This is a genomic window from Pontibacter ramchanderi (genome assembly GCF_002846395.1).
Lineage (GTDB): Bacteria > Bacteroidota > Bacteroidia > Cytophagales > Hymenobacteraceae > Pontibacter > Pontibacter ramchanderi.
This window is the reverse complement of the sequence record NZ_PJMU01000002.1, coordinates 1,261,965-1,279,213: the sequence shown is the minus strand read 5'-3', so window position 1 is coordinate 1,279,213 and position 17,249 is coordinate 1,261,965. Positions and strand designations below refer to the sequence as shown.

Below are 17,249 nucleotides of genomic sequence, written 5' to 3'. Positions count from 1 at the left end.
TTGTCAATTATGGTATAACTGCTTTTACAATAGTGTGTGGTGCGTTTTGGTTTCTTCTTATTACGGCTGAAATTAACTTTCTTGCGCCCGATTTTGTTCTTCCTCAGTCCCTGACTAAACCGGGACTGCCAAGTTATGCGCGAAAAAGTAGTTAGTTATAGTTTCTTCTTCCTGGGCCTGCTTTTGTTCGGCTTTGCCAACGCCATTGCCGTGAAGGTGAAGTACCTGGGCCTGCACCCCTGGGAGGTGCTCAATGTCGCGCTGTTTCAGCAGATGGGCTTTACCATTGGCACCTGGAGCGTGGCAGTGGGCTTGCTTTTTGTCATTATCTCATGGTTCATCAACCGGAAATACATCAATGTAGGCACCTTCCTCAATGCTATGCTCATTGGCCCCTTCATGGACCTGTTCCTGTGGCTCGACATCCTGCCATCGGCCACCAACACGCCCCTCGACTATCTTAATCTGGCTGTTTCGGTGGTAATAGCGGGTATAGCCGGCGGCCTGTACATAGCAGGTGGTGTGGGTGCTGGCCCCCGCGACGGCTTCATGCTGGCCTTGTCGGAGCGAATGAACCTGTCTGTAAGCCGTACCCGCATTCTGGTGGAGTGTGTGATTCTGGGTATAGGCTATGTGCTGGGCGGACCGATCTTCATTGCCACCTTCTTCTATACCTTCATCATGAGCCCGATCTTCCAGGTCACACTCCGCTTCTTCCAGCGGGTGCGCAACAACCTGATCGAGGCGAAAGTGGCGGCGTAGGTATAGGTTTAGGTATGGCTGCACGTGCGCGATCCGGACAGGTCGCGACCTGTTCCTATAATTGCTCCCAAACAGGAAACGACCTTACAGGGTAATATCGCTACAAGCACTAACTTTCTAACTCCCAAACTTTCTAACTTTCTAACTCAGGCTCACTTCTTCCTTCGCGCCGGTATGCAGGTCGATCCGGAAGAGCTGGTGGCTGTTGGTGCTGGTGACCCAGAGGCGGCCGTTCAGGTATAGCACATCGTTGGGTTCCTGCAGACCGGCGGTGAGGGTACGCACGCGGTGGCGCTCCATATCAAGCACTTTGATCTTGCCATTGTAAGTGTCAGCGATGTATACGTCGCTGTCGATCACTTCCAGCCCGACGCAGTGCTGCAGCAGGGCATCGTCCACGTGGCCATCTACATCACCAAAGTCGAACAAGCCGCGACCGAGCGGGGTGAGCACCATGCCTGTTTTGAGGTTGACGGTACGGATGGCGCTGGCTTCGGCATCGGCTACGTAGAGCACTTCTCCCCGTATGGAGAGTCCGCTGGGTTGGTTGAAGGCGGCTTCGTCGAGCAGGCCGTCGGTGAGGGCTTCGCGGCCGCTGCCGGCAAAACGGTATATCTGTTCGGTCTCCAGGTCCATGCGCAGGATCTGGTGGTTGCCGGCGTTGGCGATGAACATGCTTTTGCCGTGTATGAGCAGGTCCCAGGGACTGTTGGGGTTCACGGGTTCGCTGCGCTTATCGTCGTGAAAGTAGTATTCGAGTTCGCCGGTGCCGGCTGCCGTGCTCACCATCCGGTGCTGCAGGTCTACTTTGCGGATGGCGTTGTTCTTGGCATCGGCCACATACAGTACATCGCCGTGTAAGGCCAGTCCGTGCGGTTCGTTGAAGGAAGAATCAGCATATCCGCCATTGTTAATGCCCCGTTCGCCGCTGCCGATCACCTGCAATATTTGCCCTTGTTGGTTCAGCTTCAGGATGCGGTTGTGCCCGCTGTCCGACAGGTATAGGTTGCCTTCCGGGTCGCTGATCAGTTTGGAGGGGAAGGACAGGACACTAGCCTCGAGCTTCTCAGGCTGCACAGGTATAGGCTTCTGGTTGAGCTCCTCCTGAAACTCCTCTTTCATGCGCTGGATATAGGGGCGCACGGTGTTGTACACATTCTCCCCGGCATGTTGCCCCACCACTTTTCCGTTCGGGTCTATGAGCACGGTCGTCGGCCAGGCCCGCACGCCGTACTGGTTCCAGATGGCAAAGTCGGCATCGTTCACCACCGGGTGCGCTATTCCGAATTTCTGAATGGCCTGCCGGATGGTTTCCGTCTGCTTCTCGGCATCGAACTTGGCCGAGTGTATGCCAATCACGACCAGTACATCAGCAAACTCTTCCTCGAGCCGGTTCAGGTCCGGCACGATGTGCTGACAGTTAATGCAGCCCAGCGTCCAGAAATCGAGCAATACGATCTTGCCTCTGAAGTCTTTGATAGACCAGCTCCGGTCGGTGTTGAGCCAGCCGTGCGGGGTGTTGATCTCTGGTGCATTGACGCGTCCGGTGAGCATGTGCGGTTTCGTTTGATGTGGATTCTCTCGTACAGGTATAGCCTGGGAAAGGTTGTTGGTATAACGCCCCTGCCCTGTGTTCAGGTATAAGTTGGCCGGCCCTGGCTTGTGCGGCGGCCGAGGAACTGGTCAGCCATCATTAACGGGCGCTTTTGATTATGTCCTGTTCAACTTAACGCGTATCCTGCCTCAGGCGAGACAGTGCACAGGTATGATGCCAAGAAGTTATTTTATCGTAAATTTGTGTAAAACTGCTGCGGCGCTATGGAGGAAACCTACCTTTCAGACTTCGGAACGATCCTGCTTTTCCTGATCGGGGGAGCTATTTTCGTGGTGATCGGTCTGTTTACCGCCCGGCTTATCCGCCCCAGCCGGCCCAACCCCGAGAAGCTGACGACCTATGAGTCGGGCGAAGAGCCGATCGGCAACTCGTGGGTGCAGTTCAACCCGCGGTTTTACGTGGTGGCGCTTATCTTCATCATTTTTGATGTGGAGCTTGCCTTCCTGTTTCCGTGGGCCACCGTGTTCGGTCGCCGCGACCTGATCGAAGCTACCGACGGCGTGTGGGGCTGGTTTGCCCTGATCGAGATGTTCATCTTCATTGGTGTACTGGCGCTCGGCCTGGCTTATGCCTGGGTAAAAGGCCACCTCGACTGGATCAGACCCAAGCCCGTGGTGCCACAAAGCCGATCCCGTATACCTAAGGACGTATACCAGCGCGTGAACGAGCGGAAGTACGAAGTAAGAAAATAGTTCTTGACAAAAGACTTTGTGAAAAAGGACAAAAGAGGAAAACGGAAGGTATAGAAAGGAGTCGATTTTAGGAACCTCCAGCATTACTCACTATTCATTACTCATTATTTATCATTCATTATCCATTGAACATTCCACAGGACAAGACGGGAGAAGGCGGTGTGATCATCACCAAACTGGACGACCTGCTCAACTGGGCGCGACTCACCTCGCTGTTCCCAATGGGCTTTGGTCTGGCCTGCTGCGCCATCGAGATGATGGGGGCCTATGCCTCGGGCTACGACCTCGACCGCTTCGGCATTATACCGCGCGCCTCGCCTCGTCAGTCGGATGTGATGATTGTGGCTGGTACGGTTACCTTTAAAATGGCCGACCGCGTGCGCCGTCTTTACGAGCAGATGCCGGAGCCCCGCTACGTGATCTCGATGGGAAGCTGCTCCAACTGCGGTGGCCCCTACTGGGAGCACGGCTACCATGTGGTAAAGGGCGTGGACCGCATCATACCTGTGGATGTGTACGTGCCCGGTTGTCCACCCAGACCGGAGGCACTGATCGGCGGCTTTTTGCGCCTGCAGGAGATCATCCGCCAGGAAACCATCCGCGAACCCAGAGCCGTGCAGCAGATTATGGCTAGACGAATGGAAAAAGGAATGACTAATGAGGAATTAATAATGAATAATGGAGAATCGGTGAGCACGAATGATGGGGCCGAAGTAGTGAATGAAAAGTCTGTTGAAGGCCCGACAACATCAGAGGCCAGTGAAGAGCAAAACCCGGTAGCTTAAGGTTAGCAGCCAGGTAGTTCGAGCCTGATGAATTATTCATTCGTCATTAATTATTACTCATTAAAAATTCACTCATTCACTAAATCACTCATTCACTAAATAACATGACCTTCGGGGAGATAAAGGATTTTATAGTAGCGCAGTTTGGTCCGGAGGGGATCGTTTCGGAGCACACCGACAACCTGCAGCCCTACCTGGTGATCCAAACAGAGCGCCTGGCGGAGGTATGCCTGGAGCTGCACGACAACGAAGCGACTTATTTCGACTTTCTCTCCAGCGTGACAGGTATAGACAATGGTCCGGAGGCAGGTACGATGGAGGTGGTGTACAATCTTTACTCTATACCTTACGACCACTCACTGATGCTCAAGGTGATCGTGCCGCGCAACAACACACCAGAAGAGCCTATACCTGTCGTGCCGACCGTGAGCCACATCTGGCGCACCGCCGACTGGCAGGAGCGCGAGATCTTCGACCTGCTGGGCATCATCTTCAAAGACCACCCCGACATGCGCCGCATCCTTTGCGCTGCCGACTGGGAAGGCCACCCGCTTCGCAAAGACTACCAACTGCAGGACTATTATCACGGCATCAAAGTGCCCTACGACCAGCACAACGAGAACAGCGGCTTTAGGGGCGAGCCGGTGAAGCTGACCTCACACGAAGAACCCTTTACCGACAAGCGGGCGAAGCCGGAAGTGTAAAAAGTGACCTAGTTCAGCACTTTCTCCTAGTTCAGCACTTTCTCAAAGCATACACTGTTCTCCACTTCTGCATACTGCCCATAGTTAGGTATAGGCTGGTAGCCGTTCTTTTGGTAGAGAGCAATGGCCTCGGGCTGCTTCTTGCCTGTTTCGAGGATACACCTTTCAAAATGAAGTTCCCGCGCCCACGCTTCCAGTTCCGACAGCACCTGACTGGCTATACCTTTGTTCCTTCCCTCAGGCAGCACGTACATGCGCTTTACTTCCATGGCGCCCGGCTGGTATTGCTTTATCGCCCCGCAGCCCAGCGCCTTTTCGCCCTCGCAAGCCAGCACCACATGCTTTATCTTATCGATCTTGTTATACTGTGCATAAAAGGCATGTTCCTCCCCATCGCGCACGGCCAGGTCAGCATCGAGCAATTTCACCAAGGCTACAAAGTCGGGATCGTCTGAATCAGTTCTTTTGAGGTATAGCATCAGGTCAGTGTTATATACTTTGGGTGACTACTGCACGGCATACTGCTTTTCATGCTCCAGCAGCCATTGCTTCCGCTCCAGACCACCGCCATACCCTACCAGTTTGCCGTTTTTGCCGATAACCCGGTGGCAAGGTATTACGAGGGCTACTCTGTTGAATCCATTGGCCGAGGCGACTGCCCGCACGGCGGCTGGGGCTCCAAGCAACTCGGCCTGCTGTTGGTAGGAGCGCGTTTCCCCGTACGGAATCTGACTGAGCGACTCCCAAACTAGGTTCTGAAACACAGTTCCCGGCGTATCCAGGCTAAGAGTAAAAGTTTTGCGGCTGCCCGCAAAGTATTCGGCTACCTCCATACGGGCTTGCTGAATATGCTGGTTCTCCCCGGTCACAATGGTAGCGCCCAACAGCTTTTGCAGGTCCTTAAACTCTGTTTCCAGCATTCTTCTGTCCACGAATTCGAGCAGGCAAATGCCTTTTTCGGTGGCACACACGATCATGGGGCCCAGCGGAGTCGTCAATCGATTCAGCAAGATCACACGCTTCGATTTGCCCTGGTTGGGAGAACTCCCCATCACCTTTTTATAGGTATAGCCAAAGCCGCTGAGCGACTCGTAGCCGGCGTCGAAGGCGGTATCGGTGGCGCTTCTTCCTCCTTTCAGTTCCAGCAAGGCCTGGTTTATCCGGTACATCCGCTGAAAGGCCTGGAAGGTGATGCCGTAATGCTGCTTGAACCACCTGCGCACCAACACAGGGCAGATTTGCTGTTGCCGCAAGGTATAGTCAGAAACTTTTTCCTTCGGGTTACTTCTGACCAGCTCGATCGCGGCATTTACCGGATCGGGGGCCAGGTTGGCGTTTTCGGTTGGCCTGCATATTTTGCAAGGGCGGTAGCCGTGGTCCAGCGCGTCTTTGAAAGTAGTGAAAAACTCCACGTTCGCTGCCTTTGGTTTGCGGGCGCGGCATGTGGCAATGCAGAAGACGGACGTGGTCTTCACGCCGACGAAGAAGATGCCTACAAAACCCTGATTTCGATCAACCAGGGCTTTGTAATAGGTCTCTATTTTATCTGAATCTGTCACTAACATGGCTCAAACACGGCGTTAAAGCTTGCCTGCTTTTTTACACGATGCAGCGTGTGCCCAAACTGTTCATGCATCTTCTCAAAAAGAAAATTACCCATGCTGATGCGCTTCACCCCCAAAGCCTGCAGTTGCTTAAATGCCGGGAGGTTGGGCATGCACATCACGTTGAGGGGCAGCCGGGTGCATTGCGTTACGGCACTAATGTCTTCTTCGCTTACCATGCACGGCACAAAAACACCATCTGCACCTGCCGCCTCATAGAGTTGGGTCCGCCTGATGGTTTCCTGCAGCTGGTCAGGGTGCCCGAGCAGGAAGGTGTCTGTCCGGGCATTTAGGAAAAGATCCGTTCCATCCCTGAGGAGTGCCTCTTTGATCGATTCCAGCGTTCTGGCAAAACTATGGCTGTCGCAGAGGCTTCTCTCTTTGTCTACTACGCTGTCTTCCAGGTTGATGCCGGCGGCGCCTATATCGGCTAACACTTTGATGTTTTCCAGGATGGCGGAAGGAGTTCTGCCGAAGCCCGCTTCAATATCTACTGTAAATGGCAGGCTGGTGCTGGCCTTAATTCTTTTAACCAGGTATACCAGGTCAGCGAATTCCATTTTTTCGCCATCCTCGTAGCCAAGCATTCTGGCCATGGCGGCACTAGATGTTCCGATTGCCTGAAAGCCTTGCTGTTCGGCTATCGTGGCGCTGGCCGCATCCCATACATTGCAGATCATGAGGGGCTCTGGTTGCTCGTGTAGTTGCTTGAAAGTCATAACGTTTCTTTTTGCAAAGAAGGTGATTAAGACATTCGTTCAGCAACCGAAAATTAAACAAGTATTTTTTTCTAACCTAGGTTGTGGCGTAGCTGCCTGGTGGTGCCGAATTTATTTTCAGCACTGTTTATCAGGCAGCCGTTGGGATAAAGCATGTTTTTGCAGAGCCGATCAGCTCTTAAAGAGCTCTATCCTACGGTTCTGGGTTTTGCTTTCTTAAGGCAGCGTCAATACCACATTACCCGTTTTCTGCCCTGTCTCCACGTACCGGTAAGCCTCCACGATCTGCTCCAGGTTATAGCGCCGGTCCTCTACAGGCTTAAACTCCTTACGCTCTACCAGTTGCTTGAGGAACTCTACATCTGCTTTGCTGATGGTAGGTATCGGAAACATCACTTTCTTGCCCTTTCTGAGCGGCGTTAGCAGCGCCAGGTATACGTTCTCCCAGTTTTTGCCGAGTTCAGTAGAGAAGTACAGGCCCTTTTCCGTCAGCACCGGTTTGCAGTGCCCAAACGACGTTTTCCCGACGGTATCGAACACCACACTATACTTGCGGCCTGTCTGGGCATAATCCTGCTGCGTGTAATCGATAACCACATCCGCGCCCAACGACTCGACGAGCGGCACATGCCGGGTGTGGCACACGGCCGTTACGTGCGCCCCGAAATGTTTGAGCAGCTGCACCATGGCCGAGCCGATGGCACCCGTCGGGCCATACACCAGTACCTCCTGCCCGCTCCTGACTTTTGCTGCCCGGATGTGGCACAGTGCGTAGTGGGCTCCTTCTGTGATCGGGGCGGCCTCTTCGTAGGTCAGGCCTTCGGGTATGGTCGTGAAGGGGTCGTTTTCGTCCAGCGTGATGTATTGACCGTGTCCGCCCCATTTCTTGTCGTTGAAGCCGAATACCTTTTCCCCGACCTTTACTGCTTTCACTGCCTTGCCCACCGCCTCTACCTGGCCGGCGAACTCACAGCCAAGTATTTGGCACTTGGGCCTGAGCAGGCCGCTCCAGAACCTTGAAATAAAATATTCGGCGCTTCGGAACCCGCTGTCGGTGCGGTTGACGGTCGAGGTGTAGACCCGTATCAACACCTCATTGTCTTTCGGATCTGGCTTGGGAACCTCCCTGATGCTGACCACTTCTGGAGGGCCATACCTGGTATGTACTGCTGCTTTCATGATGCGTGAAAGATAGGGAATATACTTTACACCTGTTGTTGAGGCATATTATGTTTTGATTAAGAGGACTTTAAAGATCGTTTACTGGCGCAATGCCTATCCCCTTCCGACGCAGCTATACCTTCCCACCCGAGAAGCAGTAGGGGCTACAGGCTCGCACCAGCGGCAACTCGTGCTGCAACCCTACCTGAAATGCTATTTCGTATTCACGGTATAAGCTGTTTCGTCTGTTGAGGAGTATGGACAAAAGTAAATCGAGTGTGCACCCTTGCAGTAGCAGGCTTATAACCCGCGCCTGCATAGACGATTAACCCTGGCTTCTTACTTAATCAGCAATCCAGTTTCCGCATAATCGTATTGCTGCACATCCATGCTATCCATGTACACCATTGGCCTGTTTTGCAGCACATTGATGGTCGTATCTCCGGTAGCATCCTCTGTTGTGCTCATGATGGACGCATGGTACATCTGGGTTCTGTAATCATATGAGTAGAACTCTGCCTGGCAGCAGGTCCTGTGGCTTGACTCATAGTTCACCAAAACCCAGTTTCCGTCCTGATAGGCATAGGCATAGGAAGCTTCCCCTCTCATGTAGCTGTAATGAACGACTACCTCTCCTCCTTCCAGGCTAACAGAAAAATTTGTTTCATTAAAACCATCATAGGCAAAGTCGTCTTCGTAGTCATTGAAAGTCTCGATCGCATTAAAGGACTGTTTACGCAGGATGTAACTGCCATTCACACGTTCATAAATGGCTAAACACCTGAGGTTGAACCCATCTTTATCCTGCAAAGGAGTGTTGTACCCAGCTACAAAGCACTTGTTCTCAAAGCCGGCAACGTCTCCCGAGTCCAGGCTCACCAAGTGCCACAACACAGGCGTAAAGTCATCGATTGCTTTCGCCTCTCTTATGTCGATGCGCTGGCCATACTTGCCTGCTTTAAATAACCCGGCCCTGTGTGAAATGGCCGAATGCTTTTTATTGTGATTTTTCCACGCTTTTGCAGGTACTGTCTGCGCCAGCGCGTTTAACTTTTCAAGCACTGCCTTACTGACCTTGAAGTCTCGTATTAGCTCTGGTTCTCCTTCTTTATAGTAGCTTAACTCTCTTCTGTAAGAATAACCCTTTGCTGCTGCCGTAAACCAATCGCCGTCTTTGTCCAACTCGTACCTAATCGGGTTTTCAACAGAAACTAACAGCCTATTTTCCAATTTAAAATCGTCCTCGTAGTGAGAGTTGTGTACCGTGTCCTGATACACCGTTCTGGCAGTCCTGACTTCTACTTCGTTTGGACTGATCAGCGTCAGGTGCATGTCCTGTTTGTAAGAGGGAACGATGTCGCTTGACACCAGGTCATCATCATAGATAATCTCTTCCAGCCGCAGTACATTATCCGAAATCAATTTCGCATTCCAGGTGGTGTACTTTATTAACCCATTTCCCTTGGTGTTATATTCCGCCTGATCAATGACATGATTCTGCTCGTTATAATTGCGAAAAGTATACACGGTATCATACTTGTTGCTGCCGATGTATACGTCAAGGTAGTTTTGGCCAAGATCATTGTAGAAGTAGTAGGTGTGCGAAAAATCCGCCCCATCAGCTGAGTAAGCGACACTTCTGACAGGCTTGCCCTTGAAATCAAAGAAAAACTCTTTATCAAGAAGCATCTTTCCATAGCCAGTACTGTACTGATATAGTTTGATCGATTTGAGGTTCTGATCACTAGACGCATGTTCAGCTAGTTTATCAAACTCCTTACTCACATCTCTGTTATAGAAACTATGGAGGTTCTGGATCGACAGAAGTGGATGGAGATCTTCAAGCTCCTGGTTACTCTTACCGCTGGCTTCAAAAAACCCTTTGCTATACAGGAATGCCATGCCGATGGCCAGTATGAGCACAATGCCCCCGATGAGCCCTATTTTTGTAGTTGTTTTCATTCAGATATTATTTTGCAGCATGTATTTCGCGCCGTTTTAGGCTTCTTTAAAGCGCCGCTTCACAATAGATAGTATTATGGCTGATGGGGCTTAAATAGGTAAGAGTTCACGCCGATGGTTAACCCGGGTTGTTCAGGTGCGGAGTAGCCGGCAACAGGTTCCGTCCGGAGCGTATTTGCGTTTAGATAAGTGATCTTCCAGCTATTGATAAAGACCTTTGTCTCGATTCTCTCGTCGCCTGCATAAAGCGTATCGACTGGCCCATGGAATTCGATAATGTCCTTGTCGATAGCGTATCTTCCAGATAGGGTGTCTAACTTCACCGGGTCCGGAAATTCAGAAACTCCGCCGTAATCCAGTATCATTTCATAGGTATTGTCCGCCCGGAATTTTATCCTGTAGAATTGCTTGATATTTCCGTAATAAATATTGTCAACTATACCTGTCACTTGTGCCCACTCCTGTTTTGTAAGGCCTTCTTTGTAATCCAGGCTTTCTTCTTTTTCGCAGGAAGTGAATAGAAAGAGTAAGCTGATTGGAAGCAAGTTTCTTTTCATAGTTTCTATTTATTGCTGGCACTGCAACGGCATTTTTAAATGGCTTAAACAGTCAGGTTTGATCGACTTTAGCAGATGATTCGAATCAGACTACCGAATATACAATATATACACTAAACTATATATTTCTTCTTCATTTATCTCTGCCTCACAAAGCCCTTCACAATTCCCCTATTTTTCCGAACTTTGCTCTACATCACGCATTATTCATTCGTCACTCATCATTCGCACCTTGTCTACCACGCACAAAGAATACCTGCTACAATCGGAGCCGAACAAGTTCAGCCTGGAACACCTGCAGGCGGGTGAAATGATCGTGAACATGGGGCCGCAGCACCCGAGCACGCACGGTGTACTGCGCTTGGAGGTGGTCACGGACGGGGAAATTGTGCAGGAGGTGGCGCCGCACATTGGCTACCTGCACCGCTGCTTCGAGAAGCACGCCGAGAGCATGGCCTATAACCAGACCATTCCTTACGTGGACCGCATGGATTACCTGGCTGCCATGAATTCGGAGCATGTGTGGTGCATGGGCGTGGAAAAGCTTTTGGGTATAACAGACCAGATTCCGAAACGCGTCGAGTACATCCGGGTACTGGTAACGGAACTCAACCGCATCGCCTCGCACTTCCTGGCCATCGGCACCTACGCCATCGACATCGGGGCTTTCACGCCGTTCCTGTGGCTGCTGCGCGACCGCGAACACATCCAGCGCCTGCTCGAGTGGGCTTCCGGAGCCCGCATGCTGTACAATTACATCTGGGTAGGTGGCTTGTACTACGACCTGCCTATTGGCTTTGAGGAGCGCTGCCGCGAGTTCATCCACTACCTGCAGCCCAAGCTCGACGAGCTCGACACCATCCTACTAACTAACAAGATCTTTATCGACCGCACGGCGAACGTGGGCGTGCTGCCGCTGGATGTGGCCATCAACTACGGCTGCTCCGGCCCCATGCTGCGTGGCTCCGGCCTGCGCCACGACCTGCGCCGTGTGGATGGGTATAGCGTATACCCGGAACTGGAGTTTGAAGTACCGATCGGTGAAGGCATGATGGGCAGCACCGGCGACTGCTGGGACCGCAATTACGTGCGGGCACTCGAGTGCCGCGAGTCAGTGAAGATCATCAGCCAGTGCCTCGACAAACTGACGGGCGAGCACAAGCGCACCCCCGACTTTGACCCGCAGGCGGCCTGCCCCAAAAAGCTACGCATGACGGGCACGCAGGAGCTCTACTTCCGGGGCGAAACACCGCGTGGCGAGCTGGGCTACTTCTTCCGCACCACCGACCGCAGCGACGTGCCTTTCCGCTGCCACGGCCGTGCCCCAAGCTTTGTGAACCTGTCCGTACTACCCGAAATCAGCCGTGGCTGCATGGTGGCCGACCTTATTGCCATTGTCGGCTCTGTGGATATCGTGCTGGGCGAAGTAGACCGATAAAGTTCCTATGACTTCCAGCTGGTGACTGTGTGGTGCAATACTTTGTAGCTACCTTTCAAAACCCATGGCAAGGGTAACCGTTAAAATTCACGGATGTGCCTTTTGTTGCATATTGAGTTCAGACGAATTTCCCAGAGCATGCAGATAAAATTAAACCAGCTATTAACGATCCACCTTCTTTGGCTTAGTGTACTTTTCGCACCTGCCACAGCCCTGGCGCAGGTACAGAAGCCCCCGCAGCAGAAACCAAAACCCGACACGCTCAGGTCTGTGGGAAAAGATTTCTTCACACTTCCGGCCGACACGATTCTTCCTGGGCAGAAACACCCCTTCACAGAGTCGCAGCGACTGGAGGGCGACAACAAACGCTATCTGAAGCGGGCAGTTATACCTGCCGTCGCGCTGATCGGTGCCGGCCTCTATACCATGGGCGGGCACGGTATCCTAAACAGCGATGATGTGTTCAACTACCGACACAAGGTTTTCCCGGACTTTGCCACCAACGCCGATGACTTTGCCATGCTGGCCCCGCTGGTTGGCTTGTATGGCTTCAACATCATCTCGTCGCAGAACAGGCACGAACTGGGCCGCCAGACGCTGCTGCTCCTTTCCTCGGGGGCGCTGGCCTCGGCCATTGTCTGGCCTACTAAAAAGCTTACCGATAGGGACAGACCAAATGGCAAACCGTATGCCTTTCCGTCTGGCCACACGGCTTACGCGTTCACCATCGCCACTTTCATGGACAAGGAGTTCCGTCACAAGAGCCCTTGGGTGAGTGTGGTGAGTTATGGTATAGCCGGCGGAACCGGCGTGCTGCGAGTGCTGAACGATGCGCATTGGCTCTCGGATGTACTGGCTGGCGCCGGTGTAGGTATACTCACCGTGAACACCGTCTACTGGGTGCATGCCAAGCTCACACAGGGGGGCGGGTTGAACACGGCCATGTTCCCTGTTGTGCTGCCAAACGGGCAAATGGGTATGGCCATGTCGCTTACCTTCTAAATTCGCTTTCGATTCAGGTATAGCCCGGCGCTCCCGCAAGTAGAGGAGGCGACCATTCTTTTCATATCTTTACTGCATGCCCCTATCGCTGCTTCGCCTCCTGCTTTATGTGTGCCTGTGCTTACAGGTGAGCTTTGCCCATGCACAGGTATACCAGGTGCAGGGCACGGTGCGGGATGCCAACACCCGTGAACGGCTGCCCTTCGTGAGCATCGTGGTCAACAACGGCGAAACAGGCACCACCTCCAATCTCAATGGCCAGTACCAACTCCGGCACAACCGCCCGATCACGAGCCTTCGCTTCAGCTACGTGGGCTATACCCCACAGACCATTCCGGTCGATTCGGTAGCGCAACTTAACATTGCCCTGCGCCCGTCGGCTGCTCAACTCCGGGAGGTAGTCATTCGATCCGGCATAAACCCGGCGCACCGTATTATTCAGCTCGCTAACCAAAACCGCGACCGTCACCGCCTCGACAATATTCCGGCCTATACCTACCGTACTTACAACAAGTTCATCCTGACGGCCAACGCCCCCGATGACCTCGACCTGAGCGACACGCTGCGCCTGGCAGAGCAGGACTCGTCTTTCCTGCAAATGCGCAGCCTGCTGGCCAGGCAGCACCTTTTCCTGATGGAGAGCATCACTGACTACGCGCAGTTGGGCCAGAATCTTTCGAAGGAGACGATCCTGGCCACCCGGGTGTCGGGGCTGCAGCAGCCTGGCTTTGGGGTGGTGGCCGCGGAGGCGCGGGAGTTTTCGGTGTATGACGACATGCCCGTGTTCTTTGGCAAGCGCTACCTGAGCCCTTTGAGCAATGGCAGCATCCGGCGCTACGACTTTGTGCTTCAGGAAACAGCCGTAGTAGGGGCCGACACCGTTTTCATCATCTCATACGCACCTCAGCCCGGCAAGAATTTCAACGGACTCAAAGGCCTCCTTTACATCAACAGCGATGGCTGGGCCGTGCAGAACGTGGTGGCCGAATCGCACGCAGATGACAAGCGCGGCCTGAAACTGCAGCAGCAGTTCGTGAAAGTGGGCGGCCGGCAGTGGTTCCCTTCGGAGCTGGACGTGGAGATAACCGTGCAGCAGATCTACATGCGGGGCCACCAGCCTTACGGGCACATCCGCACCTACATCACCAACGTCAACCTCGACCCACCGCTGCGCCGCAGCGATTTTGGTGTGATCGCCCTGGAGCAGCGCCCCGATGCCTGGCGTCCTCAGGATGAGCTTTGGCAGCAGCACCGCCCCGACTCACTCTCAACAAAAGAGCAGACCACTTATCAGCGCCTCGACAGTGTGGGCCGTGCCCAGAAACTTGACCGCACCATCCGCACCATGGAGTACCTGATGGCCAAACAGTTGCCTATCGGTCCCATCAGCCTGGACCTGAACCGGTTGTTTAAGGTAAGTCGCTTTGAGGGTATGCGCTTAGGTATAGGCGCCCATACCAACAACCTGCTTTCGGAGCGCTTCACGGTGGGGGGCTACTGGGGCTACGGCCTACGCGACAAGGAGCACAAATACGGGGCTGATGCCGCCGTTAAACTACACAAACCAACCGAACTTACGCTTTCCGCCGCTTACGCCGAAGATGTGGAAGAGCCCGGCGGTCGGCGTCTGCCATTCCGGGAGAGCGGTTTATTGCGCGACCTGCGCCCTGTACTGCTGCCTCACCTTGATTATACAACCCAGCGCAGTGCCAGCCTGAGCGGCCGCATGCTGCGCTATGTACAGTGGCAGACAGGTATTCGGCAAGAGCAGCGCCGCCCTACGTTGCCGTTTTTCACCCCTGAGCCAGGTATAGGCATGCCAGCGTTTAACCTGGCCGAAGTAACTACTAGTCTCCGCTTTGCCTATGGCGAGCAGTACATGCAGCTGTTCAACCGCATGATGCCCTTGCCCAACCGCTACCCTGTGCTCTGGTTGCAGTATAGCCGCGGCATCGACGGGCTGGAAAGCGATGGCTATACCTATAACAAGTTCGATTTGCGCGCCGAAGGAGCCATCCGGCAACGCAGCCTCGGCGAGACCCGTTTCGTGATGGCAGGTGGTTTGGTACAGGGCGATGCGCCTTTTGTGAGCCTCTACAACGGCTACGGCAGCTACAGTTCTAACTACAAGGTATATGCCGGCGAAGGGTTCGAGACGATGCGCCCCTATGAGTTTTTCTCCGATCGCTATGCGGCCCTGTTTCTTCGCCAGGACCTGGGCAAGCGCCTGCTCAACACCAAACTCTTTAAGCCCGACCTGGTGCTGGTGCAGAACATGGGCATCGGCGACCTGCGCCAGCCTATACCTGACATTGCACCGGTCGAGTACCCCAATATGCGTAAAGGCTTTTTTGAGTCCGGGCTGATGCTCAACAACGTCATCAGCTCTGCCTTTTCGGGTGTGGGGGTGGGCGCCTTTTACCGCTACGGCCCCTATGCCCTGCCGCGTGAAAAGGACAACCTCCGGATCAAGCTGACGGCGACGCTGGCATTTTAAAAGGGAGGAAGTCACGCCAATAAGCGCTGACCTCTTCTATACCTGAAAGACATCCTGCTGTACCTGACAAAGGAAAACAGCTATACCCAAAGAGCCTCCCCTCTACCTAGCGCAAGAGAGTAGCTGTACCTGTCAAAAGAAAGTAGCCGGGCGTTGGTTTTAAAAATGCGTACAACTATCTCTAAGGACAGAAGTATAAAAACAACATATGAAAATCCTATCCGCCCAACAAACCCGCGAAGCTGATGCGCAAACCATCCGCGAAGAAGGTATTGCCTCTGACGAGTTGATGGAACGGGCCGCACGGGCCTTTGTGGGTTGGTTTGAGAACAAGTTTACGCCGGAGCAACCTGTGTTTATCTTCTGCGGACCTGGTAACAACGGAGGCGACGGCCTGGCAGTGGCCCGGCTGCTGCACCAGCGCCTTTTCGATGTGCAGCTATACCTGGTCAACGATGGCAACCAGACCTCCCCGGATTTTCAGCTCAACCTGGAGCGACTGCCGCACGAGGTACCCCCGCACCACATCCATAGCAAAACAGACCTGCCAACTATACCTGACAAAGCCTGCGTGATCGATGCCCTGTTCGGCACCGGCCTCTCCAGACCTGTCACCGGACTCTATGCCGAGGTGATCAACTGGCTCAACCAACACAGCCACTGCACCGTCGCCATCGATATCCCCTCGGGTTTGTACACGGACAAGCAAACGCCTGCTGAGGGAGCCATTGTACAGGCGCAACATACGGTGAGCTTTGAACTGCCCAAACTGGCCTTCTTTCTGCCACAGCACGAGCAATTCGTGGGCGAATGGCATACCGTACCCATTGGTCTGAGCCCGGCCTACCTGGCAGAGGCAAAGTCGAACTTCCAGTATGTGACGCAACAGGAGATGCAGCAACTGATAAAGCCGCGCACCAAGTTTTCGCACAAAGGCTCCTACGGGCATGCGCTGCTGCTTTGCGGAGGCTATGGCAAAATGGGGGCGGCGGTGCTTGCGGCCAGGGCTTGCTTACGAAGCGGAGTGGGCCTGCTCACCGTGCAGGCGCCTGCCATTGGCTACGACGTACTGCAAACGACTGTGCCCGAGGCGATGTTTCTACCTGACAACAATCGCAAGTACCTGTCCAGGCTACCGGAGAGCATGGAGAAATTCAACGCCATCGGCATAGGGCCGGGCATCGGCACCGAGCGACTCACCAAGACGCTGCTCGGCCAGCTGCTGGCCACCACCAATCTGCCGCTCGTCATCGATGCCGACGCCATCAATCTGATTGCCAGCAGTGACAAGCTCAAAGCCCAACTCCCGAAAGGCAAGGTCATCTTCACACCGCATCCCAAAGAGTTTGAAAGGCTGGTCTGCAAAAGCAACAATGAATACGAACGGCTGGAGGAGCTACGGGAGTTCTGTCGGGTTTATCAATGCTACCTGGTGCTCAAAGGAAGCCACTCGGCCATCGCCACGCCGGAAGGGGACATTTACTTCAACACGACGGGCAACTCGGGTATGGCTACCGGCGGTACCGGCGATGTGCTGACCGGCATCCTGACGGCATTGGTTGCGCAGGGCTATCCCCTGAAGGAGGCTTGTCTGCTGGGCGTATACCTGCACGGCCTCGCCGGAGATCTTGCCAAAGAGACGGTGGGGGAGATCTCCATGATTGCCTCAGACGTGATCCAGTTCCTCCCCCAGGCTTTTCAGCACCTGCGCCGCGCTTAGAACAAAGCGGGTATACGAGCACCTGCGTCGT

14 protein-coding genes and 1 pseudogene are annotated in these 17,249 nt (G+C 53.7%); 8 read left to right on the top strand and 7 right to left on the bottom strand.

The window, feature by feature from the left end:
• The first annotated feature begins 135 nt into the window (after positions 1–135).
• Positions 136–762, top strand: coding sequence for a YczE/YyaS/YitT family protein (locus BD749_RS12570; RefSeq protein WP_101444656.1), 627 nt, complete (start codon positions 136–138; stop codon positions 760–762).
• Between the two features lie 141 nt (positions 763–903).
• Here BD749_RS12570 and BD749_RS12565 read toward each other — a convergent pair whose 3' ends face one another.
• The gene (locus BD749_RS12565; protein ID WP_101444655.1) at positions 904–2,316 is read right to left on the bottom strand and encodes a thioredoxin-like domain-containing protein; all 1,413 of its coding nucleotides are present in this window, start codon (positions 2,314–2,316) and stop codon (positions 904–906) included.
• A gap of 264 nt (positions 2,317–2,580) precedes the next feature.
• Here BD749_RS12565 and BD749_RS12560 point away from each other — a divergent pair, with 264 nt between their 5' ends.
• From BD749_RS12560 to BD749_RS12550, 3 genes and pseudogenes are all read left to right on the top strand, one after another.
• A complete protein-coding gene (locus tag BD749_RS12560) occupies positions 2,581–3,069 on the top strand; it encodes an NADH-quinone oxidoreductase subunit A (protein ID WP_101444654.1) in 489 nt (162 codons plus the stop codon).
• 125 nt (positions 3,070–3,194) lie between these two features.
• Positions 3,195–3,773 (top strand): annotated as a pseudogene (gene nuoB, locus BD749_RS12555) (NADH-quinone oxidoreductase subunit NuoB); the annotation flags it as partial.
• A gap of 185 nt (positions 3,774–3,958) precedes the next feature.
• Complete coding sequence (locus BD749_RS12550) at positions 3,959–4,558, top strand: NADH-quinone oxidoreductase subunit C (protein WP_101444653.1); 600 nt, start codon at positions 3,959–3,961, stop codon at positions 4,556–4,558.
• A gap of 26 nt (positions 4,559–4,584) precedes the next feature.
• Here the strand turns inward: BD749_RS12550 and BD749_RS12545 are convergent, their stop codons facing one another.
• From BD749_RS12545 to BD749_RS12520, 6 genes are all read right to left on the bottom strand, one after another.
• A complete protein-coding gene (locus BD749_RS12545) occupies positions 4,585–5,037 on the bottom strand; it encodes a GNAT family N-acetyltransferase (RefSeq protein ID WP_101444652.1) in 453 nt (150 codons plus the stop codon).
• A 27-nt stretch (positions 5,038–5,064) separates the two neighbouring features.
• Positions 5,065–6,123, bottom strand: coding sequence for a bifunctional transcriptional activator/DNA repair enzyme AdaA (locus BD749_RS12540; protein ID WP_101444651.1), 1,059 nt, complete (start codon positions 6,121–6,123; stop codon positions 5,065–5,067).
• Positions 6,117–6,881: an isocitrate lyase/PEP mutase family protein gene (locus tag BD749_RS12535; RefSeq protein ID WP_101444650.1), complete on the bottom strand. Its 765-nt coding sequence runs from the start codon at positions 6,879–6,881 to the stop codon at positions 6,117–6,119. The genes BD749_RS12540 and BD749_RS12535 overlap by 7 nt, the downstream gene beginning before the upstream one ends.
• A gap of 216 nt (positions 6,882–7,097) precedes the next feature.
• Complete coding sequence (locus BD749_RS12530; protein ID WP_101444649.1) at positions 7,098–8,060, bottom strand: NAD(P)-dependent alcohol dehydrogenase; 963 nt, start codon at positions 8,058–8,060, stop codon at positions 7,098–7,100.
• Positions 8,061–8,381: 321 nt separating this feature from the next.
• Positions 8,382–10,004 carry a hypothetical protein gene (locus tag BD749_RS12525; protein WP_101444648.1) on the bottom strand — a complete coding sequence of 541 codons (1,623 nt, stop codon included), beginning with the start codon at positions 10,002–10,004 and terminating at the stop codon, positions 8,382–8,384.
• A gap of 74 nt (positions 10,005–10,078) precedes the next feature.
• Positions 10,079–10,549, bottom strand: a complete 471-nt coding sequence (locus tag BD749_RS12520; RefSeq protein WP_180336397.1) for a hypothetical protein — start codon at positions 10,547–10,549, stop codon at positions 10,079–10,081.
• A gap of 244 nt (positions 10,550–10,793) precedes the next feature.
• Between BD749_RS12520 and BD749_RS12515 the strand changes: the two genes are divergently transcribed.
• From BD749_RS12515 to BD749_RS12500, 4 genes are all read left to right on the top strand, one after another.
• On the top strand, positions 10,794–11,999 hold the full coding sequence (locus BD749_RS12515) for an NADH-quinone oxidoreductase subunit D (RefSeq protein ID WP_101444646.1): 1,206 nt from the start codon (positions 10,794–10,796) through the stop codon (positions 11,997–11,999).
• A 138-nt stretch (positions 12,000–12,137) separates the two neighbouring features.
• Positions 12,138–13,001: a phosphatase PAP2 family protein gene (locus tag BD749_RS12510; protein WP_245869105.1), complete on the top strand. Its 864-nt coding sequence runs from the start codon at positions 12,138–12,140 to the stop codon at positions 12,999–13,001.
• Between the two features lie 76 nt (positions 13,002–13,077).
• Positions 13,078–15,498 (top strand): DUF5686 and carboxypeptidase-like regulatory domain-containing protein, encoded by a 2,421-nt coding sequence (locus BD749_RS12505; RefSeq protein WP_101444645.1) that lies wholly within the window; start codon positions 13,078–13,080, stop codon positions 15,496–15,498.
• A gap of 208 nt (positions 15,499–15,706) precedes the next feature.
• Complete coding sequence (locus tag BD749_RS12500; RefSeq protein WP_101444644.1) at positions 15,707–17,218, top strand: NAD(P)H-hydrate dehydratase; 1,512 nt, start codon at positions 15,707–15,709, stop codon at positions 17,216–17,218.
• Positions 17,219–17,249: the final 31 nt, after the last annotated feature.